General features: G+C 56.4%; 15 protein-coding genes. 9 read left to right on the forward strand and 6 right to left on the reverse strand.

From position 1 onward, the window contains the following. Positions 1-13 precede the first annotated feature (13 nt). Genes H9Q75_RS02985 through H9Q75_RS02995 form a run of 3 tightly spaced genes read right to left on the reverse strand, consistent with a single transcriptional unit; the run spans position 14 to position 2,135 of the window. Positions 14-913: a radical SAM protein gene (locus H9Q75_RS02985; RefSeq protein ID WP_341480886.1), complete on the reverse strand. Its 900-nt coding sequence runs from the start codon at positions 911-913 to the stop codon at positions 14-16. After that, entirely contained in the window at positions 883-1,941 is a 1,059-nt protein-coding gene (hisC, locus tag H9Q75_RS02990) for a histidinol-phosphate transaminase (RefSeq protein WP_186564659.1), read from the reverse strand. The genes H9Q75_RS02985 and hisC overlap by 31 nt, the downstream gene beginning before the upstream one ends. After that, positions 1,938-2,135, reverse strand: coding sequence for a DUF951 domain-containing protein (locus H9Q75_RS02995; RefSeq protein ID WP_186564660.1), 198 nt, complete (start codon positions 2,133-2,135; stop codon positions 1,938-1,940). The genes hisC and H9Q75_RS02995 overlap by 4 nt, the downstream gene beginning before the upstream one ends. A 146-nt stretch (positions 2,136-2,281) precedes the next feature. Here H9Q75_RS02995 and H9Q75_RS03000 point away from each other — a divergent pair, with 146 nt between their 5' ends. The 5 genes from H9Q75_RS03000 (at position 2,282) to H9Q75_RS03020 (ending at position 6,991) form a co-directional block, all read left to right on the forward strand. Further along, the gene (locus H9Q75_RS03000) at positions 2,282-3,217 is read left to right on the forward strand and encodes a S1 RNA-binding domain-containing protein (protein WP_341480887.1); all 936 of its coding nucleotides are present in this window, start codon (positions 2,282-2,284) and stop codon (positions 3,215-3,217) included. Positions 3,218-3,475: 258 nt separating this feature from the next. Then, positions 3,476-3,838: an ArsR/SmtB family transcription factor gene (locus tag H9Q75_RS03005; protein ID WP_186564661.1), complete on the forward strand. Its 363-nt coding sequence runs from the start codon at positions 3,476-3,478 to the stop codon at positions 3,836-3,838. 39 nt (positions 3,839-3,877) lie between these two features. Next, positions 3,878-4,096 carry a cation transporter gene (locus H9Q75_RS03010; RefSeq protein ID WP_186565008.1) on the forward strand — a complete coding sequence of 73 codons (219 nt, stop codon included), beginning with the start codon at positions 3,878-3,880 and terminating at the stop codon, positions 4,094-4,096. Between the two features lie 39 nt (positions 4,097-4,135). After that, positions 4,136-5,980, forward strand: coding sequence for a heavy metal translocating P-type ATPase (locus tag H9Q75_RS03015; protein ID WP_186564662.1), 1,845 nt, complete (start codon positions 4,136-4,138; stop codon positions 5,978-5,980). 75 nt (positions 5,981-6,055) lie between these two features. Continuing rightward, positions 6,056-6,991, forward strand: a complete 936-nt coding sequence (locus H9Q75_RS03020; protein ID WP_186565009.1) for an L-lactate dehydrogenase — start codon at positions 6,056-6,058, stop codon at positions 6,989-6,991. On the opposite strand, the gene udp is transcribed toward H9Q75_RS03020, so the two are convergent. Continuing rightward, on the reverse strand, positions 6,986-7,762 hold the full coding sequence (gene udp, locus H9Q75_RS03025; protein ID WP_186564663.1) for a uridine phosphorylase: 777 nt from the start codon (positions 7,760-7,762) through the stop codon (positions 6,986-6,988). The two genes, H9Q75_RS03020 and udp, sit on opposite strands and share 6 nt — an antisense overlap. A 171-nt stretch (positions 7,763-7,933) precedes the next feature. On the opposite strand from udp, the gene H9Q75_RS03030 reads away from it, so the two are divergent. The 4 genes from H9Q75_RS03030 (at position 7,934) to H9Q75_RS03045 (ending at position 13,950) form a co-directional block, all read left to right on the forward strand. Continuing rightward, complete coding sequence (locus tag H9Q75_RS03030) at positions 7,934-8,638, forward strand: hypothetical protein (RefSeq protein ID WP_186564664.1); 705 nt, start codon at positions 7,934-7,936, stop codon at positions 8,636-8,638. Positions 8,639-8,838: 200 nt separating this feature from the next. Beyond that, entirely contained in the window at positions 8,839-10,215 is a 1,377-nt protein-coding gene (trkA, locus tag H9Q75_RS03035) for a Trk system potassium transporter TrkA (RefSeq protein ID WP_186564665.1), read from the forward strand. Then, positions 10,215-11,672: a TrkH family potassium uptake protein gene (locus H9Q75_RS03040; protein WP_186564666.1), complete on the forward strand. Its 1,458-nt coding sequence runs from the start codon at positions 10,215-10,217 to the stop codon at positions 11,670-11,672. Before trkA ends, H9Q75_RS03040 begins: the two co-directional genes overlap by 1 nt. Positions 11,673-11,778: 106 nt before the next feature. Continuing rightward, entirely contained in the window at positions 11,779-13,950 is a 2,172-nt protein-coding gene (locus tag H9Q75_RS03045; RefSeq protein ID WP_186564667.1) for a sodium-translocating pyrophosphatase, read from the forward strand. 113 nt (positions 13,951-14,063) lie between these two features. Here H9Q75_RS03045 and H9Q75_RS03050 read toward each other — a convergent pair whose 3' ends face one another. Continuing rightward, entirely contained in the window at positions 14,064-14,957 is an 894-nt protein-coding gene (locus H9Q75_RS03050; RefSeq protein ID WP_186564668.1) for a hypothetical protein, read from the reverse strand. A gap of 216 nt (positions 14,958-15,173) precedes the next feature. Further along, on the reverse strand, positions 15,174-15,734 hold the full coding sequence (locus H9Q75_RS03055; protein ID WP_186564669.1) for a hypothetical protein: 561 nt from the start codon (positions 15,732-15,734) through the stop codon (positions 15,174-15,176). Positions 15,735-15,833 lie beyond the last annotated feature (99 nt).

Genomic DNA, 15,833 nt, shown 5'->3' on the forward strand with positions numbered 1-15,833 from the left:
TCCCAAGCGCCGCTTAAAGTCCCCTCTGTTCTTCCGAACGGATTCCCGCCTCGCCGTTCAATGCCCGATGGATTAAATCCAGCAGGTATTCCCGGTCCTCCGGCAATCCGCCCTTCAAGGGCAGGTAATTGGAAGCGTGGTCACACGTAAAGTGCAATGGTTTTACAGTTATGTTCTCCAGGAGAATCTGAACCTCCTCCAACGTCTCGCGGGAGGAGAGCACCGGAAACGCCCCGCAGGCGGCCGCATCCCCCAGAGGTGTGCCCGGGACCGGCATATAGGTCAGGGCAGAGAGATGATGCGGCTCCATGGCATTGATCAGTTCAGCCGTGGCCAGGCCGTGCTCCCGTGAGGCCTCCCCCCGGCCGGCCAGACCAAGCAGCACCATAACCCACAGGTCATAGCCGGCCTGTCGGATCCTCTGGCCCGCGCGGAGCATCTCTTCCGCTCCGACCCCCTTGCGGACCGCGCGAAGGACGCCATCGCTTCCCGACTCCACCCCCAGGTAGAGGCGGGCAAGCCCGGCCTCCCGCAGGGCTTTCAGCTCCTCCTCTCCCTTGCGCAGGGTGCTCACCGGTCCGGCATAGGCGCTGACCCGTTCCAAGGCCGGGAAGGTATCCCACAGCCTGTTCAGGACTGCCAGCAGGTCCTCTGTGTCCATGGCAATGGCGTCCCCATCGCATAGAAACACCCTTTTCACGCTTCCGTAGTACTGCCTGGCCAGGGCAATGTCCTCATAAATCTCCTTCAGCGGCCGGACGCGGTAGCGTTTGTCCTTATACATGCCGCAAAAGGTGCAGGTATTATGGGAGCACCCCACTGTCACCTGGAGCAGGTAGCTCTTCCACTCGCCCGGCGGTCGGTAGATGGTCCCCTCATATCTCATGCCAGCAGTCCTTTCAGGATCTGACACAAAGTGTCCATCTCCTCGTCTGTGCCGATGGAGATGCGCAGATAATCCCGAATGCGGGGCTTATCCCACCAGCGCACCAGGATTCCCCGCTCTCTCAGGCCATCCAGCAGAGCCTTTGCATCGGCCTGGGGATGGCGGACAAACAGGAAGTTGGCCGAAGAATCACACACTTCAAAGCCGAGCAGCTTCAGCTCTACAGCCACCCGATCCCGGGTGTGGATGATCTTCGTGGTGGTGGCGCGGAAGTAGTCCTGGTCACGCACAGCCCCTTCCGCGCCGGCCAGTGCAATCCGGTCCAGGGTATAGGAATTAAAGGAGTTTTTCACACAGTTCAGCGCGGCGATCAGATTCTCATTCGCCAGAGCGGCCCCGATGCGCAGCCCCGCCAGGGAGTGGGACTTGGACATGGTCTGCACCACCACCAGATTGGGATAGCGGTCAATCAGCTCCACTGCAGAACAGGTTCCAAAGTCCGCATAGGCCTCATCCACCAAAACGACCGCCTCCGGATTTCCCTCCAGCAGTTCCCGAATCGCGCACAGGGACAGCTCCCGCCCGGTAGGCGCGTTGGGGTTTGCCAGGACGATGCCGCCATTGTGGCCCAAAAACTGCTCCACCGGCACGCCGAAATGCTCGTCCAGAGGGATCTCCCGGTAGGTCAGGCCAAACATGTCGGCAAAGACCGGATAGAACCCGTAGGTAATATCTGGAAACAGGATCGTACGGTCCGGGTCAAAAAAGGCTTGAAAGCACAAGGCCAGAACCTCGTCCGAGCCATTTCCCACAAAAATCTGCTCCGGCCTGAGTCCGTGGACGGCTGCCAAGGCCTCCCGCAGGGAGGCGCACTCCGGGTCCGGATAGAGACGCAGCAGACCGCCGGCAGCCTCGCGAATCGCCTCCAGGGCCTTGGGTGAGGGCGGATAGGGGTTCTCATTGGTGTTGAGCTTAATGACGGTGCGATCCCTGGGCTGCTCCCCCGGAACATAGGGGGCCATGTGTTTGATGCGCTTGCTCCAGAATTCTTTCATGCCTGTTCTTCCTCTCCGGAACGGATCCACTTCTTGATGCTTTTCTCTGCCTTGCTGCGGGGAATCATCAGCTCATGCCCACACCCCTCGCACCGAAGACGGAAATCCATACCTACGCGCAGCACAAGCCACCGGCGGCTGCCGCAGGGATGGGTTTTCTTGAGCTCCAGGGTATCGCCCACTCGCACATCCATGGCCAGTCCTCCTCCTAATTTCGCCTTTATTTTGATGCAATATCATTATAAGTTCACGGCCCCGCGCTGTCAATTCAGCGCCTTCAATTGCATATAGTGGGCTATCCAGAAAAATTTCGTGTCAAACCGGGAAAGGATTGGTCAAATTGACAAGCTACTTTCCGCCCGAAGGGCGTTTGCTGAATACTCCGGAAAACCGCGCCGCCTGCGCCTCTCCCGTAGCCCTGCGCCGCGCCATGGAGGAAAAGGCCATCCTCGAGGGTGTGGTCCGTCTGTGCGACGCGGAGCATAACCTGATCGTTTCCCTGGGCGCCTTCACGGGACTGATTCCGCGTGCAGAAGCCGCGCTGGGCATTGCCGACGGCAGCACACGGGAAATCGCAATCCTCTCCCGGGTTGGAAAGCCGGTGTGCTTTCTGGTCGAGTCGGTGGCGGAAACAGACGGCGTAATCCGTCCCGTGCTCTCCCGTCGTCTCGCCCAGGAGGCCGCGCTGAACGCCATATTCCGGAACTGGAGGCCCGGAACCGTCATCTCCGCCACCGTCACCCATTTGGAGCCCTTTGGCGCTTTCGTGGATGTGGGGTGCGGCATCTCCTCCATGATTGGCATTGAAAACATCTCAGTATCCCGGATTCCACATCCGGATCAGCGCTTTGCCGTCGGGCAGGAGATCTTCGCCGTCGTACAGGATCTTGTCCCCGACCAGCGCCGCGTCTATCTGACCCATAAGGAGCTGCTGGGGACGTGGTCGGAAAACGCCGCGGCCTTTCAGCCGGGCATGACGGTTCCGGGCATCATCCGGGGCCAAAAGGAATATGGCGTCTTTGTGGAGCTCACGCCCAATCTCTCCGGCCTTGCGGAACTGAGGGGCGGCTTTCAGGAGGGAGACCGTGTGTCCGTCTATCTCAAAGCGCTGCTGCCGGAACGAATGAAAATCAAATTGCTGATGATTGACCGCCTGCCCCCGCTCCGCGCTCCTGAACCGCTGCGCTATTTCATTACCAGCGGAAAGCTGGAGCAGTGGCGTTACGCCCCTGCAGGCTGTAGAAAAGTCGGCGCGCAGACGGTATTTGCCGACTAAGTCCGCTGAAAAAAGCACTGCAAACCACAATAACCCCAAAGCCGGCCCTGGGGCGCGGAGCTCTCCGCGCCCCAGGGCCGGCTTTGGGGTTTCTCCACTCCATGGCACTCCCCTTCTCCTGCGGCATCACCCATACTGTGCCGGAAGATTCCAAACAAAATTTTCGATTTCCTATTGACAATTGCTCTTCACTGGGTATAATAAAATTAACAAATGAGTAATTGCTCATATATAAATTTAACAGAGGGGGAAATTTTTATGCCGGATCCGAACGCCGTGGAGCGCTGCGACTACATCCATGCGCACGATGAGATTGTAAATCAGGTCAACGAAAATATGCCGGATGAAGAAATCCTTTATGACTTGGCAGAGCTGTTTAAAATCTTTGGCGACTCCACTCGCATCAAAATTCTGTATGTGCTCTTCGAGTCGGAAATGTGCGTATGTGATATCGCCCAGCTGTTGGGCATGACACAGTCCGCCATTTCGCACCAGCTCCGCGCGCTCAAGCAGAGTAAACTGGTCAAGTACCGCCGAGAGGGCAAAACCGTGTTCTATTCCCTGGCTGATGCCCATGTGCGTACGATTCTGGACCAGGGTATGGAACATGTGGCGGAATAAGCCGCTTTTCTTTTATCAAAATAGTAAGGAGAGATTATGGTGAAAAAACGTTTCAATCTGACGGATCTGGACTGTGCTAACTGCGCGGCCAAAATGGAGGCAGCGATCAAAAAGATCGACGGTGTGAACGACTGCACCGTCAGCTTTCTCACTCAAAAGCTGACCCTAGACGCTGACGACGCCCGTTTTGACGCGATTTTGCAGCAGGTGGTAAAGGTCTGCAAAAAGGTGGAGCCCGACTGTATGATCCAGCTCTGAGCAAGCGATCTTATTGTCCGAACAGGAGGCATCTCTGTCATGAACAAGCGGCAAAAGCGGACTCTGATCCGTATTTTTCTCAGCGCGGCTATGCTGATTCTCGCAGCGCTCCTTCCCCTGTCGGGAGTGCTCCGCCTGCTGGTCTTTCTGGTACCCTATGCGGTGATCGGCTGGGACGTGCTGTGGCGCGCCCTGCGCAACATTGCCCATGGGCAGGTGTTTGACGAAAATTTTCTCATGGCCCTGGCCACAGTGGGGGCGCTGGGAATCGGCGAGTACCCGGAGGCCGTGTTTGTCATGCTCTTCTACCAGGTGGGCGAGCTGTTCCAAAGCTATTCAGTCGGAAAATCCAGGCAATCCATCTCCTCCCTGATGGACATCCGGCCTGACTTTGCCAACATCGAGAAGGACGGTCAGTTGGAGGAAGTGGACCCGGAAGATGTGGCGGTTGGGGACATGATCGTCATCAAGCCCGGAGAGTGGGTTCCCCTGGACGGGGTGGTGCTGGAGGGCACCTCCTCCCTGGATACCGCAGCCCTGACCGGGGAATCGCTGCCCCGTGAAATCGACCCAGGAGACGACGTTGTCTCCGGCTGTGTCAACCTGTCCGGGGTCCTGCGGGTTCAGGTGACCAAGCCCTACGGCGAGTCCACCGTGGCACGAATCCTGGATCTGGTGGAGAACTCCAGCGCCAAGAAGGCCAAGGCCGAGCAGTTTATCACCAAGTTCGCGCGGTACTATACCCCCATTGTGGTCCTTGCCGCGGCGGCTCTGGCCATCTTCCCTCCGCTGACCCTCGGCTGGCCCTGGAAGGAAGCGCTGGAACGCGCCCTGAGCTTCCTGGTGGTCTCCTGCCCCTGCGCCCTGGTCATCTCGGTCCCCTTGGCCTTTTTCGGCGGCATCGGCGGCGCCTCCCGGGATGGGATCCTGGTCAAGGGCGGCAATTATCTGGAAGTGCTGGCCCGGACGGAGATCGTGGTCTTTGACAAGACCGGAACCCTGACAAAGGGTGTATTCAATGTAACCGCGATCCACCCCGACCGCTGCCCGGAGTCTGAGCTGCTGGAGCTGGCCGCCTTGGCCGAGTGCTATTCCGACCATCCCATTTCCCGCTCCCTGAAGGAGGCCTACGGAAAAGAGATCGACACCAGCCGCGTCTCCCAGGTGGAGGAGCTGTCCGGCCGCGGGGTACAGGCAATGGTGGACGGGAAAAAGGTCTGCGCCGGCAATGACAAATTGATGGACAGTCTAGGCGCCAAATGGCATCCCTGCCATCATGTGGGGACCACCATCCACATAGCCGTGGACGGGATTTACGCGGGGCATATTGTGATTTCTGACGAGCTCAAGCCGGATGCCAAGCAGGCCATTTTAGCCCTGAAGGCCTGTGGTGTAAATCGGACGGTTATGCTCACCGGAGACGCCCAGAATGTGGCCGAGTCCGTGGCCGCTGAGCTGGGGCTGGACGAGGTCCACGCCGGACTGCTGCCCGCCGGCAAGGTGGAGCAGGTGGAGTCCCTACTCCAGCAGGTATCCCCTAGAGGCAAGCTGGCCTTCGTGGGCGACGGCATCAACGACGCGCCCGTCCTCTCCCGGGCCGATCTGGGGATCGCCATGGGCGCGTTTGGCTCTGACGCGGCCATTGAGGCGGCCGATGTTGTCCTCATGGATGACAATCCCTCCAAGATTGCCGACGCCATTGCGATTGCCCGCCATACGCTGCGGATTGCCGGGCAGAACATCGCGTTCGCTCTGACGGTCAAGGTGCTGGTCCTGGTGCTCAGCGCACTTGGCAAAACCAATATGTGGGTTGCGGTTTTTGCCGACGTGGGAGTGTCCGTATTGGCCATTCTGAACGCCATGCGGGCCCTGAAGCGGCTGTAAAAGACCCCGTACAGGAATAACGCCTCCCCTCCCTGGGAATCCTTTCCGGGAGAGGAGGCGTTTTCTACGCTTGATATTCGAAAGGCGGCCATTATCGGCTGCGGATTTGTCGGCTCGACCACGGCGTTCAGCCTGATGCAGACCGGCTTGTTCTCCCAATTGGTCCTCATCGACGCCAATCCTGCCCGTGCCCATGGAGAGGCCATGGATCTCAGCCACGGGCTTCCCTTTGCCCATCCCATGAAAATTTATGCGGGGAGCTATGACGACATCCACGACTGCGCCCTTATTATCATCACGGCCGGGGCGGCGCAGCGACCCGGCGAGACCCGGCTGGAGCTTGTCCACCGAAACGCGGCCATTTTCCGCTCCATCATCCCGGAGATCGTCCGGCACAACCGGGAAGCGGTGCTTCTCATTGTGTCCAATCCGGTCGACGTGCTCACCTATGCCGCGCTGAAGCTCTCCGGCTTCCCCCCCAATCGGGTATTGGGGTCTGGCACGGTCCTGGACACGGCCCGGCTCAAATATCTGCTCAGCGAGCATCTCCAGGTGGACAGCCGCAGCGTCCACGCCTTTATTATCGGGGAGCACGGGGACAGCGAGCTTGCGGTGTGGAGCGGCGCCAATGTCTCCGGCGTGGCCCTGGATCACTTCTGTGAGCTGCGGGGCCATTTTGACCATCCCGCAGCCACGGAGCGGATCTATCGCGAGGTACGGGATAGCGCCTATGACATCATCGCCCGCAAGGGCGCCACCTATTACGGGGTCGCCATGGCGGTGACACGCATCGCCCTGTCCATCGTCCGGGATGAGCACTCCGTGCTGCCTGTGTCCTGCCTAGTCCAGGAGCGGTATGGGATTCCGGACCTCTGCCTGAGCCTTCCCGCCGTAGTGGGCCGGTCTGGCGTGGAAACTGTGCTGGACCTGTCGCTCAGCCCTCCGGAGCAGTCCAATCTGCTGCAGGCGGCCCAGACGCTGCGCGGCATCATCGACACGCTGGAATTATAAAGACGAGTTAGTCTGATCGGCCAGGATCAGGCGCTTCAGGGCCTCCACCCCCACTTCTACAGCGGCCGCTTCGTCGTGGCTCTCCATCTGGTCCAGTCCTGCGGCCTCCCGCTCCTGATTCCAGATCACATGGAAGCAGGAGCCGCAGCGCACGCCCAGGGCGGCGGCGCAGGTAAACAGTGCGGCCGACTCCATCTCGGAGGCCAAAACGCCCAGGCGCTTCCATGCCTCCCATTTGCAGAGCAGCTCCTGTGCCACCGGCATGCGTTCCGGGCTGTGCTGGCCGTAAAAGGAGTCCTTGCACTGGACCACTCCGGCATGCCAGGGCTTGCCCAGGGCTTTCGCCGCCTCCACCAGCGCGCACTGCACCCCGAAGTCGGCCACGGCGGGGAATTCGATGGGCGCGTATTCACGACTGGTCCCTTCATACCGGACCGCGCCGGTCGCCACCACCACGTCACCTGCACGCACCTTCAGCGCAATTCCTCCGCAGGTGCCCACCCGCACAAAGGTGTCCGCGCCCAGACTGTGCAGCTCCTCCATGGCAATGACCGCAGAGGGACCGCCGATCCCGGTGGAGCAGACGCTTACCTTTTCTCCCAACAGAGTGCCCGTGTACGTGGTGAACTCCCGATTGCTGCCCACCTTTGCAGGGCGGTCAAAACAGGCTGCAATCCGTTCACACCGGCCCGGGTCTCCGGGTAAAATACAGTAACGGCCTACATCTCCAGGGCCGCATTGAATATGGTATTGGATTTCCCGCTTCTGCATCCGTCTTCACCTCATTTTTTGTAGTTTTCCGCTTGTGATTATACGCCTCTTTTTCTCCGTTTACAAGATGCACAAATTCCTTTCCTGTTTTGTAACCTTTTGTTGTTGCTTTTTTCTCTCTAAGTTTTTACAATAATAAATTGTGAGAAAACGTCCTGGGGGGTGAGTATTATGAAGCGTCCTGTTCTGCTGATTCTGTTGGCCTTGGTAGTGGGTTTTGCGCTCGGCCTGTTCTGCACCTATGGCATTGTAACCCCTAGGCAGAACTCCGCGCTGGCCGCCAACAGCACTCAGGCTGTGCCGGAACAGATGGACCTTTCCCCTATTTCGACCACAACTGCGACTGCTGCAATGACCGCGCTGGATGAGACCGATGACGCACTTCTGCTGGAATCTGCCGAGCAGGTATTGTACGCCATGCGGGACGGTGACTACAGGGCCCTCTCCGCACTGGTCCATCCCACACAGGGCGTTCTGTTTACCCCTTATTCCACGGTGGATCCGGACTGCAACCGACTGCTTACGGCCCAGCAGGTCGCCCAGGTGGCCCAAGATCAGGAGATCTATACCTGGGGTGTGCAGGATGGGAAGGGTGATCCCATTCAAATGACCAGCGAAGCGTATTTCGCCCGGTATGTATTCAATGCAGATTATACCCAGGCGCCACAGGTGAGCCTGGACCAGGTTCTGGTTACAGGCAACGCCTTGGAGAACGTGGCGGACGCCTATCCGGACGCCCGTTTTGTGGAATATCATTTCCCCGGCTTGGAACAAAAAAACCATGGTTATGATTGGTGCTCCCTTAAATTAGTGTTTGAGCCCTATCTGGAGAGCTGGTATCTGGTCGGTGTGATTCACAGCGAGTGGACCATCTGACCGTCCTTTTCCGGCAACGATTTTTTGCCCGCGCCCCGCACCCCGGGGCGCGGGCCTTTCACATGGCACTTCCATTTCCGTTGAGCAGAACGGTTCAAATGATACTTCACTTCTTGTCTTGCATTTCAGAAGAGATTGTATTAAGATATGGGCTATTGAGTGTGTGGGCGGCGGACGCCGCCATGAAAGGATGAAGGGATTTGAAAATCATCATCGTGGGCGATGGCAAAGTCGGGTTTACACTGGCCGAGCATCTCTCCCAGGAGGAGCACGATATAACGGTGATTGACACCAATGACGACGCGCTCAAGCGTGCCTCTGAAGCGCTGGATGTGATGTGTGTCAAGGGAAACGGCGCTTCTATCTCCGCACTTCGGGAATCCGGGGTGGACACGGCCGACGTGGTCATCGCAGCCACCCATTCTGATGAGGTCAATATGATCTGCTGTCTCACCGCCAAACGGCTGGGAGCCGGCTTCACCATTGCCAGAGTACGCAATGTGGAATATGCCATGGAGCTGTCCATGATTAAAAAGGGCCTTGGGCTGGATCTGATCATTAACCCGGAAAACGCCACTGCAGTGGAGATTGCCCGGCTTCTTCGCTTCCCCTCGGCCGCCAATATCGATACCTTTTACCGCGGCCGTGTGGAGCTGATCGGTTTCCGAATCCAAGAGGATGACTTTTTGGTAGGACAGCCTCTGTCCGATCAGAGCCGCCTGCGGGAGCTGCCTATGCTCATCTGCGCAGCGGAGCAGGACGGCAGGGTGATTATCCCGGATGGCTCTTTTGTCCCCAAGGCGGGGGATCGGCTGTACCTGATTGGACAACCCTCCGGGCTGACTGACTTTTTCCATCTTCTGGGGCGGTATGTGCCGAAGATCAAAAACGCCTTTATCATCGGCGGCGGGCGCATTTCCCACTACCTGACCACCATGCTGGAACATACGGGAATGAAGGTCAAGATTGTGGAGCGTAATATGGAGCGCTGCCGCCATCTCAGCGAAGTGCTTCCCCGCACCACGGTCATCTGTGGAGACGGCACGGACCAGGAGCTGCTGGAATCCGAAAACGTGTCTCATACGGACGCATTTATCGCCCTGACGGATCGGGACGAAGATAATCTGATTATCTCGCTCTACGCCCTGCAGCACGGTATCAAGAAAGTGATTGCTAAGTCCAACCGGCAGAATTATGCCAGCATTGCCCATTCGGTTGGCTTAGACAGCGTGATTTCCCCCAAGCTGATCACTGCCAACCAAATTCTTCAGGTGGTGCGCGCGCGTAAAAATTCAAAGGGAAGCGTGATGAACGCCCTGTATCGGATCGCAGACGGCCATGCCGAGGCGATGGAGTTTGCTGTAAATGAGACGACGCGCCATCTGGGCGTTCCGCTCAAGAACCTTCGGCTGAAGAAGGGCATCCTGATCGCTGTGCTGATCCATCAGAACCGCATCATTATTCCGGAGGGCTCCTCCTCCATCAGCCAAGGGGATACGGTAATCATCATTTCCCGGGACCGGGCGATCCTGGATATCAACGATATCTATGACGAGTTGGGTCTGGGGGCTGTATAATGAATTTCAGATTGGTATTCAAGCTCACCGGCAAGACGCTTATGGTTGCCGCGTGCACCATGCTCTTTCCCCTGTTAGTCACGGTCTATTACCGTGAGGATCCCCGCCCGTTTCTCTTTACCATTCCGGTCATTCTTCTGGTGGGGCTGCTCCTCTCCCGGCTGAAGAGCTCGGACCATTTCTTTCCCCGTGAGGGCTTTTTCACAGTCGCCTTGATTTGGCTGCTGATGGGCGCGCTGGGCGCGCTTCCCTTCTTTCTGTTCGGGCGGCTCTATCCGCAGCTTGGACTTTTTCACAGCTATGTAGACTGTTTTTTTGAGGCCGTCTCTGGTTTTACCACCACCGGCGCCACAATTCTCACCGCCATCGAACCCCTTCCCAAGGGGCTGCTTTTTTGGCGCTCCTTTACCCACTGGCTGGGCGGCATGGGCGTGCTGATCCTGACCATTGCCCTCCTGCCCGGTTTGGGTGCCCGGACGCTACATCTGATGAAAGCGGAGAGCCCTGGCCCCATCGTATCCAAATTGGTCCCCAAAACAAGCCAGTCCTCCAAAATTCTGTATGGCATTTACTGTGTGCTGACCCTGCTCCAGGTATTTTGTCTAAGGCTGGCCGGTATGCCGTGGTATGACAGCTTTGTGCACGCCTTTGCCACCGCCGGAACCGGCGGTTTCTCCACCCGGGATCTCTCGGTGGCCGCCTACGCCAGTCCCTCCATCGAAATCATTATCACCATCTTCATGCTCCTCTTCTCCATCAATTTCGCTCTATATTTCTTGGTTCTCTGCGGCAAGGTTCGGCAGGCCCTTCAGAGTGATGAGCTGCGCTTCTTCCTGGCTGTCGTAGGCGGCAGCATTGTACTGAGTGCACTCAATATCAGCCACCTCTATTCCACTGCAGGGGAAAGCATCCGTCATGCCGCTTTCCAGGTAGCCTCCATTATTTCCACAACCGGTTTTGCCAGCACGGATTTCAACCTGTGGCCGGAGTTTTCCCGGATGCTGCTGATTATTCTGATGTTTATCGGAGCCTGCGCAGGTTCTACGGGCGGCGGTCTGAAGTGTTCCCGCGTCCTGCTGATGCTCAAATGTATCCATCGCGAGACTAGACGAGTGGTTCATCCCCGTTCGGTCAATGTAGTTAAGCTGGATGGAAAAGTGGTGGAGGAAGAAGCGCTGCACTCGGTCCTGGTCTTTTCCGTTGCTTACGCTACGATTATTTTGGGCGCCTCTCTGCTGGTGGCCCTGGATGATTTTTCCTTTGGGACTACCTTTACCGCCGTCGTCTCATGCATTGGCAATATTGGTCCCGGCCTGGAATTAGTAGGCCCCATGGGCAACTTTTCCATTTTCTCTCCCTTTGCTAAAATTGTGCTCTCCCTGTGTATGATTGTCGGCCGTTTGGAAGTGCTTCCCATCCTAGTCCTGTTTAGCAAAAACGCCTGGAAACAAAATTAAATCCGCCCCCCCTTTGGCAAAAGCGTCAAATCTTCTGATTTGGCGCTTTCTTTTTTGAAGTTCATCTTGCAAAAGCAACACCCCTTGCGGTAAAATTAGGTGTGTTATGAAAGCAGGAAGTATTTACTTAGCTTCTTTCTGCAACAACAAAGGAGTGGGAAAATTGTTCGAAAATCTTTTTTGGCTCGGCTTAGTCGGTGCCGCAATAGCATTAATATTTGCGGTAATTCAAGCTAAGAAGGTGCTAAGCTTCTCAGAAGGCACTGAGCTGATGCAAAAAATTGCATCAAATATCCGTACCGGCGCCAATGCATATCTTAAGCGGCAGTATACGACTGTCGCAAAGGTCTTTTTGGTTGTGTTTATCGTTCTTCTTGCCATTGCGTTTGGCTCTAACGGATCCATGCTCTCCAAATTTACTCCCTTTGCCTTTGTGACCGGTGGCATCTGGTCCATGCTGGCCGGATTTATCGGCATGAAGATCGCCACCTCCTCCAATGCCCGTACCGCTCAGGCCGCCTCCGAGAGTCTGAACCGCGGCCTTCGCGTGGCGTTCTCCTCCGGCTCTGTTATGGGCTTCACCGTGGTGGGACTGGGCCTGCTGGATATTTCCATCTGGTATTTCCTGCTGCGCTACGCGTTCAGCGTGACCGATGCCAGCTCGCTGGCCAACATCATGGTCATGAATGGTATGGGCGCCTCTTTTATGGCCCTGTTCGCCCGTGTGGGCGGCGGCATTTACACTAAGGCCGCCGATGTGGGTGCCGACCTGGTGGGCAAGGTTGAGGCCGGTATTCCCGAAGACGACCCCCGCAACCCCGCCACGATCGCTGACAACGTGGGTGACAATGTGGGCGATGTGGCCGGCATGGGCGCCGATCTGTACGAGTCCTATGTGGGCTCCATCCTTGCCACCTTCGCGCTGGGTGCCGCTGCTGGCTACGGCTTTGCCGGTATGCTGCTGCCCATGATCTTGGCGGTCGTCGGCATCGTATGTTCCATCCTGGGCTCCTTCCTGGTCAAAACCAAGGAAAACGCCACCCAGCAGTCTCTGCTCAAGAGCCTGCGCACCGGTACTTATACCGCCGCCGTGCTCTCTGCCATCGCAGCCGCTCCTCTCACCTACTTTATCGTGGGCAATTGGGGCGTGTACATAGCCATTCTCTGTGGCCTGATCGGCGGCTGTGCCATCGGCTACTTCACCGAGTACTACACCTCTGACACCTATAAACCCACGCAGAAGCTGGCTGACGCCTCTGAGACTGGCAGCGCCACCATCATCATCGGCGGTATCTCCCTGGGTCTGAAGTCCACTCTGGCCTCGATTCTGATCGTGGGCGCCGCAGTTATGGTCAGCTACTATGCCGCTGGCGGCACCGGAGCCATTATTGACGCAGCTGGCGCCTTTACCCCTGAGTTCAACAAGGGTCTGTATGGCATCGGCATCGCTGGTGTGGGCATGCTCTCCACCCTGGGCATCACTCTGGCTACGGACGCCTATGGCCCTGTGGCGGACAACGCCGGCGGTATTGCCGAGATGGCCGGCCTGCCCGAGGAGGTACGCGAGCGTACCGACGCCCTGGACTCTCTGGGCAACACCACCGCTGCCACCGGCAAGGGCTTTGCTATCGGCTCCGCCTCCCTGACCGCCCTGGCCCTGCTGGTCTCTTATGTGAACATTGTACAAGAAAAGACCTCCGAGGTTCTGAATTTCACCCTCACCAGCCCTACGGTTCTGGTGGGCATGTTCATCGGCGCTATGTTGGTGTTTGTGTTCTCCGCCTTTACCATGAGCGCGGTGCAGACCGCCGCTCAGTCCATCGTGGTTGAGGTGCGCCGCCAGTTCCGTGAGATTGCCGGCATCATGGAGGGCAAGTCTGACCCTGACTACGCGGCCTGCGTCTCTCTGTGCACCAAGGGTGCCCTGCATGAGATGGTCGCCCCCGCCCTGCTGGCCATTATCGTGCCCATCGTCACAGGCGTGGTTCTGGGCCCTGTTGGCGTTGTCGGTCTGCTGGGCGGCGTGTCCGTCACCGGTTTCGCCATGGCCGTGTTTATGTCCAACGCCGGCGGCGCCTGGGACAACGCTAAGAAGTATATTGAGTCCGGCCACCACGGCGGCAAGGGCTCCGAGTGCCACAAGGCCGCCGTTGTGGGCGACACCGTGGGCGACCCCTTCAAGGATACCTCCGGCCCCTCTCTGAACATCCTCATCAAGTTGTGCTCCACCGTGTCCATCGTCTTCTCCGGCGTGGTCGTGGTGTTCCACCTGCTGTAAACCTTTCCCGCTCCAGAGACAATGAAGCGAAAGACCCCGGCCTGTGCGCTCAATGGAGCGGCACAGGCCAGGGTCTTGTTTCATTTATTTTTAAGCCTTCTGCTCCGGTAACACTAGTTAAAGTTGAAGCTGTAGCCATAGACGGCAATCGAAGCCGGAACCCATACATCCGGCATTTCCCCCGTCTCTTTAGGGATTGTATCGTACCACCCCGTGTGTACTAGAAAATCAATTTCGCTACTATTGTTGTAAGACCGATATCCGTACACCACCATGGTATGAGTGCTATATTGCCCCACCAAAGCTGTGGTCATCATCGCAGGTCGGCTATTGCTGATTTGTGTCTTGATATATGCCGCAGGGTTTACAAGCGTCCACGAAACTGAGATACCGGAGTTAATTGTTGCCGTTGAATGATTGCGATAGGTATCAACCGGAATACTGATCGCCCCGGCAAAGGATACCGCATTCATGCCGCAGTCCTCCACCAAAAATTTATGGAATGCATGCGCTTTTGGATATGATGAAATGACTTCTTGAGTTGTCCGCGGAAATGCTCCAGACAATGCTTCAAGATTATATTGGCTGGGAACAATGTTGTCGTTCCTTGTCCTGTCGAGATAATTCAATGCAATTGTCGTTGCAATCGCGCTGCAGGTATTATTAAAATCTCCTCCGTTATATCCAAAGGCAACTCTTTTAATATACGTATTTGAATTGACAAGCCGATGAACGATCGGATTCTCCAAATCCCCATAAGGCGAAACATCAGGCTGGGACGTTTCAGACAGGTTGTCAATATAATTCATGTGGGCAAGCGCATCAACAGGCTCTCCACGCAATATATCGAGATATTCCTGCTCTCTTTGGATATAATAGCACAGCAGCCCGCCATAGTATTTGGGATAATCCATGTAATTTTTGTACGGATTGGCCTCACCGCCTTCTGCAAATGCATATGTTCCCCGCTCCAAAATCAAATATCCGTTTGAAGCAGTACCAAGCAAAAAACGCGGGACTCCACTATAGTCAAAAATAATCTCTATCCTATGCTCTCCAAATTAATCCTCTGGACTCCATAACTTGGGCTGCTCTCTGTCTCTCCGCTTGAGTTAATGTCATATCACTGTTACGGGCAACCGCAGGTACTTGAGTACAAAAGACCGCTATTAAACAGACGGCAAGAAAACTGCGAAAACCTTTTTTCATCTGTGTCCCTCCAATCATCTGGTTGAATGGGCGGTTTCTAACAGAGCTTTTACATAGTTTAACGCCACATTTTCATCTACCCCCTCCCCATTTAAGAAACCCACATAATACCAATATTCACTGGTTTTAAAGCGAAGGAAACTCCACATCTCGCCCATATTATTTTCCTCGGTAGTCAGCCAGATCTGGGTCCCCTGATACGTCAGGTCCTCCGGGCTGATTGGCCGTCCCAATTCTGGGCCACTAATTCGGCAGGACAAAAAGAAATTTTCATTGTTGTAAGTCTTTGAATACCTGGATATAACAAAGCCTTCCGGCTCACCGTCCCGGAAACGGGTGGTCAGCCGGACACTATAATAATGGTCATACTCCTCCCCGGCCACCCATTCATTCTTGGGCGGGAAAAGAGGAAGAGCACTGCGGCGGAATACCGCCTGGAGCTCCTCATAGGAGCCGACCAAATACTCCGGCTGGGAATAGACCGGGACAGCCATATAGATCACGGTCCCCAAAAACGCTGCAATGCTGGCAAAAATAAACGCACGCAGGCTGACACGCCGCCGCTTGTCCGACATAAGGCACCTCCTCCGCTTTCAAATTCATAGTAGCATGAATTTGAAATTATGGCCATATTGCATTTTATTTTTTGATTTTATTATATATCACAAGCAAAC

The organism is Lawsonibacter celer, from assembly GCF_014281125.1.
Taxonomy (GTDB): domain Bacteria; phylum Bacillota; class Clostridia; order Oscillospirales; family Oscillospiraceae; genus Lawsonibacter_B; species Lawsonibacter_B celer.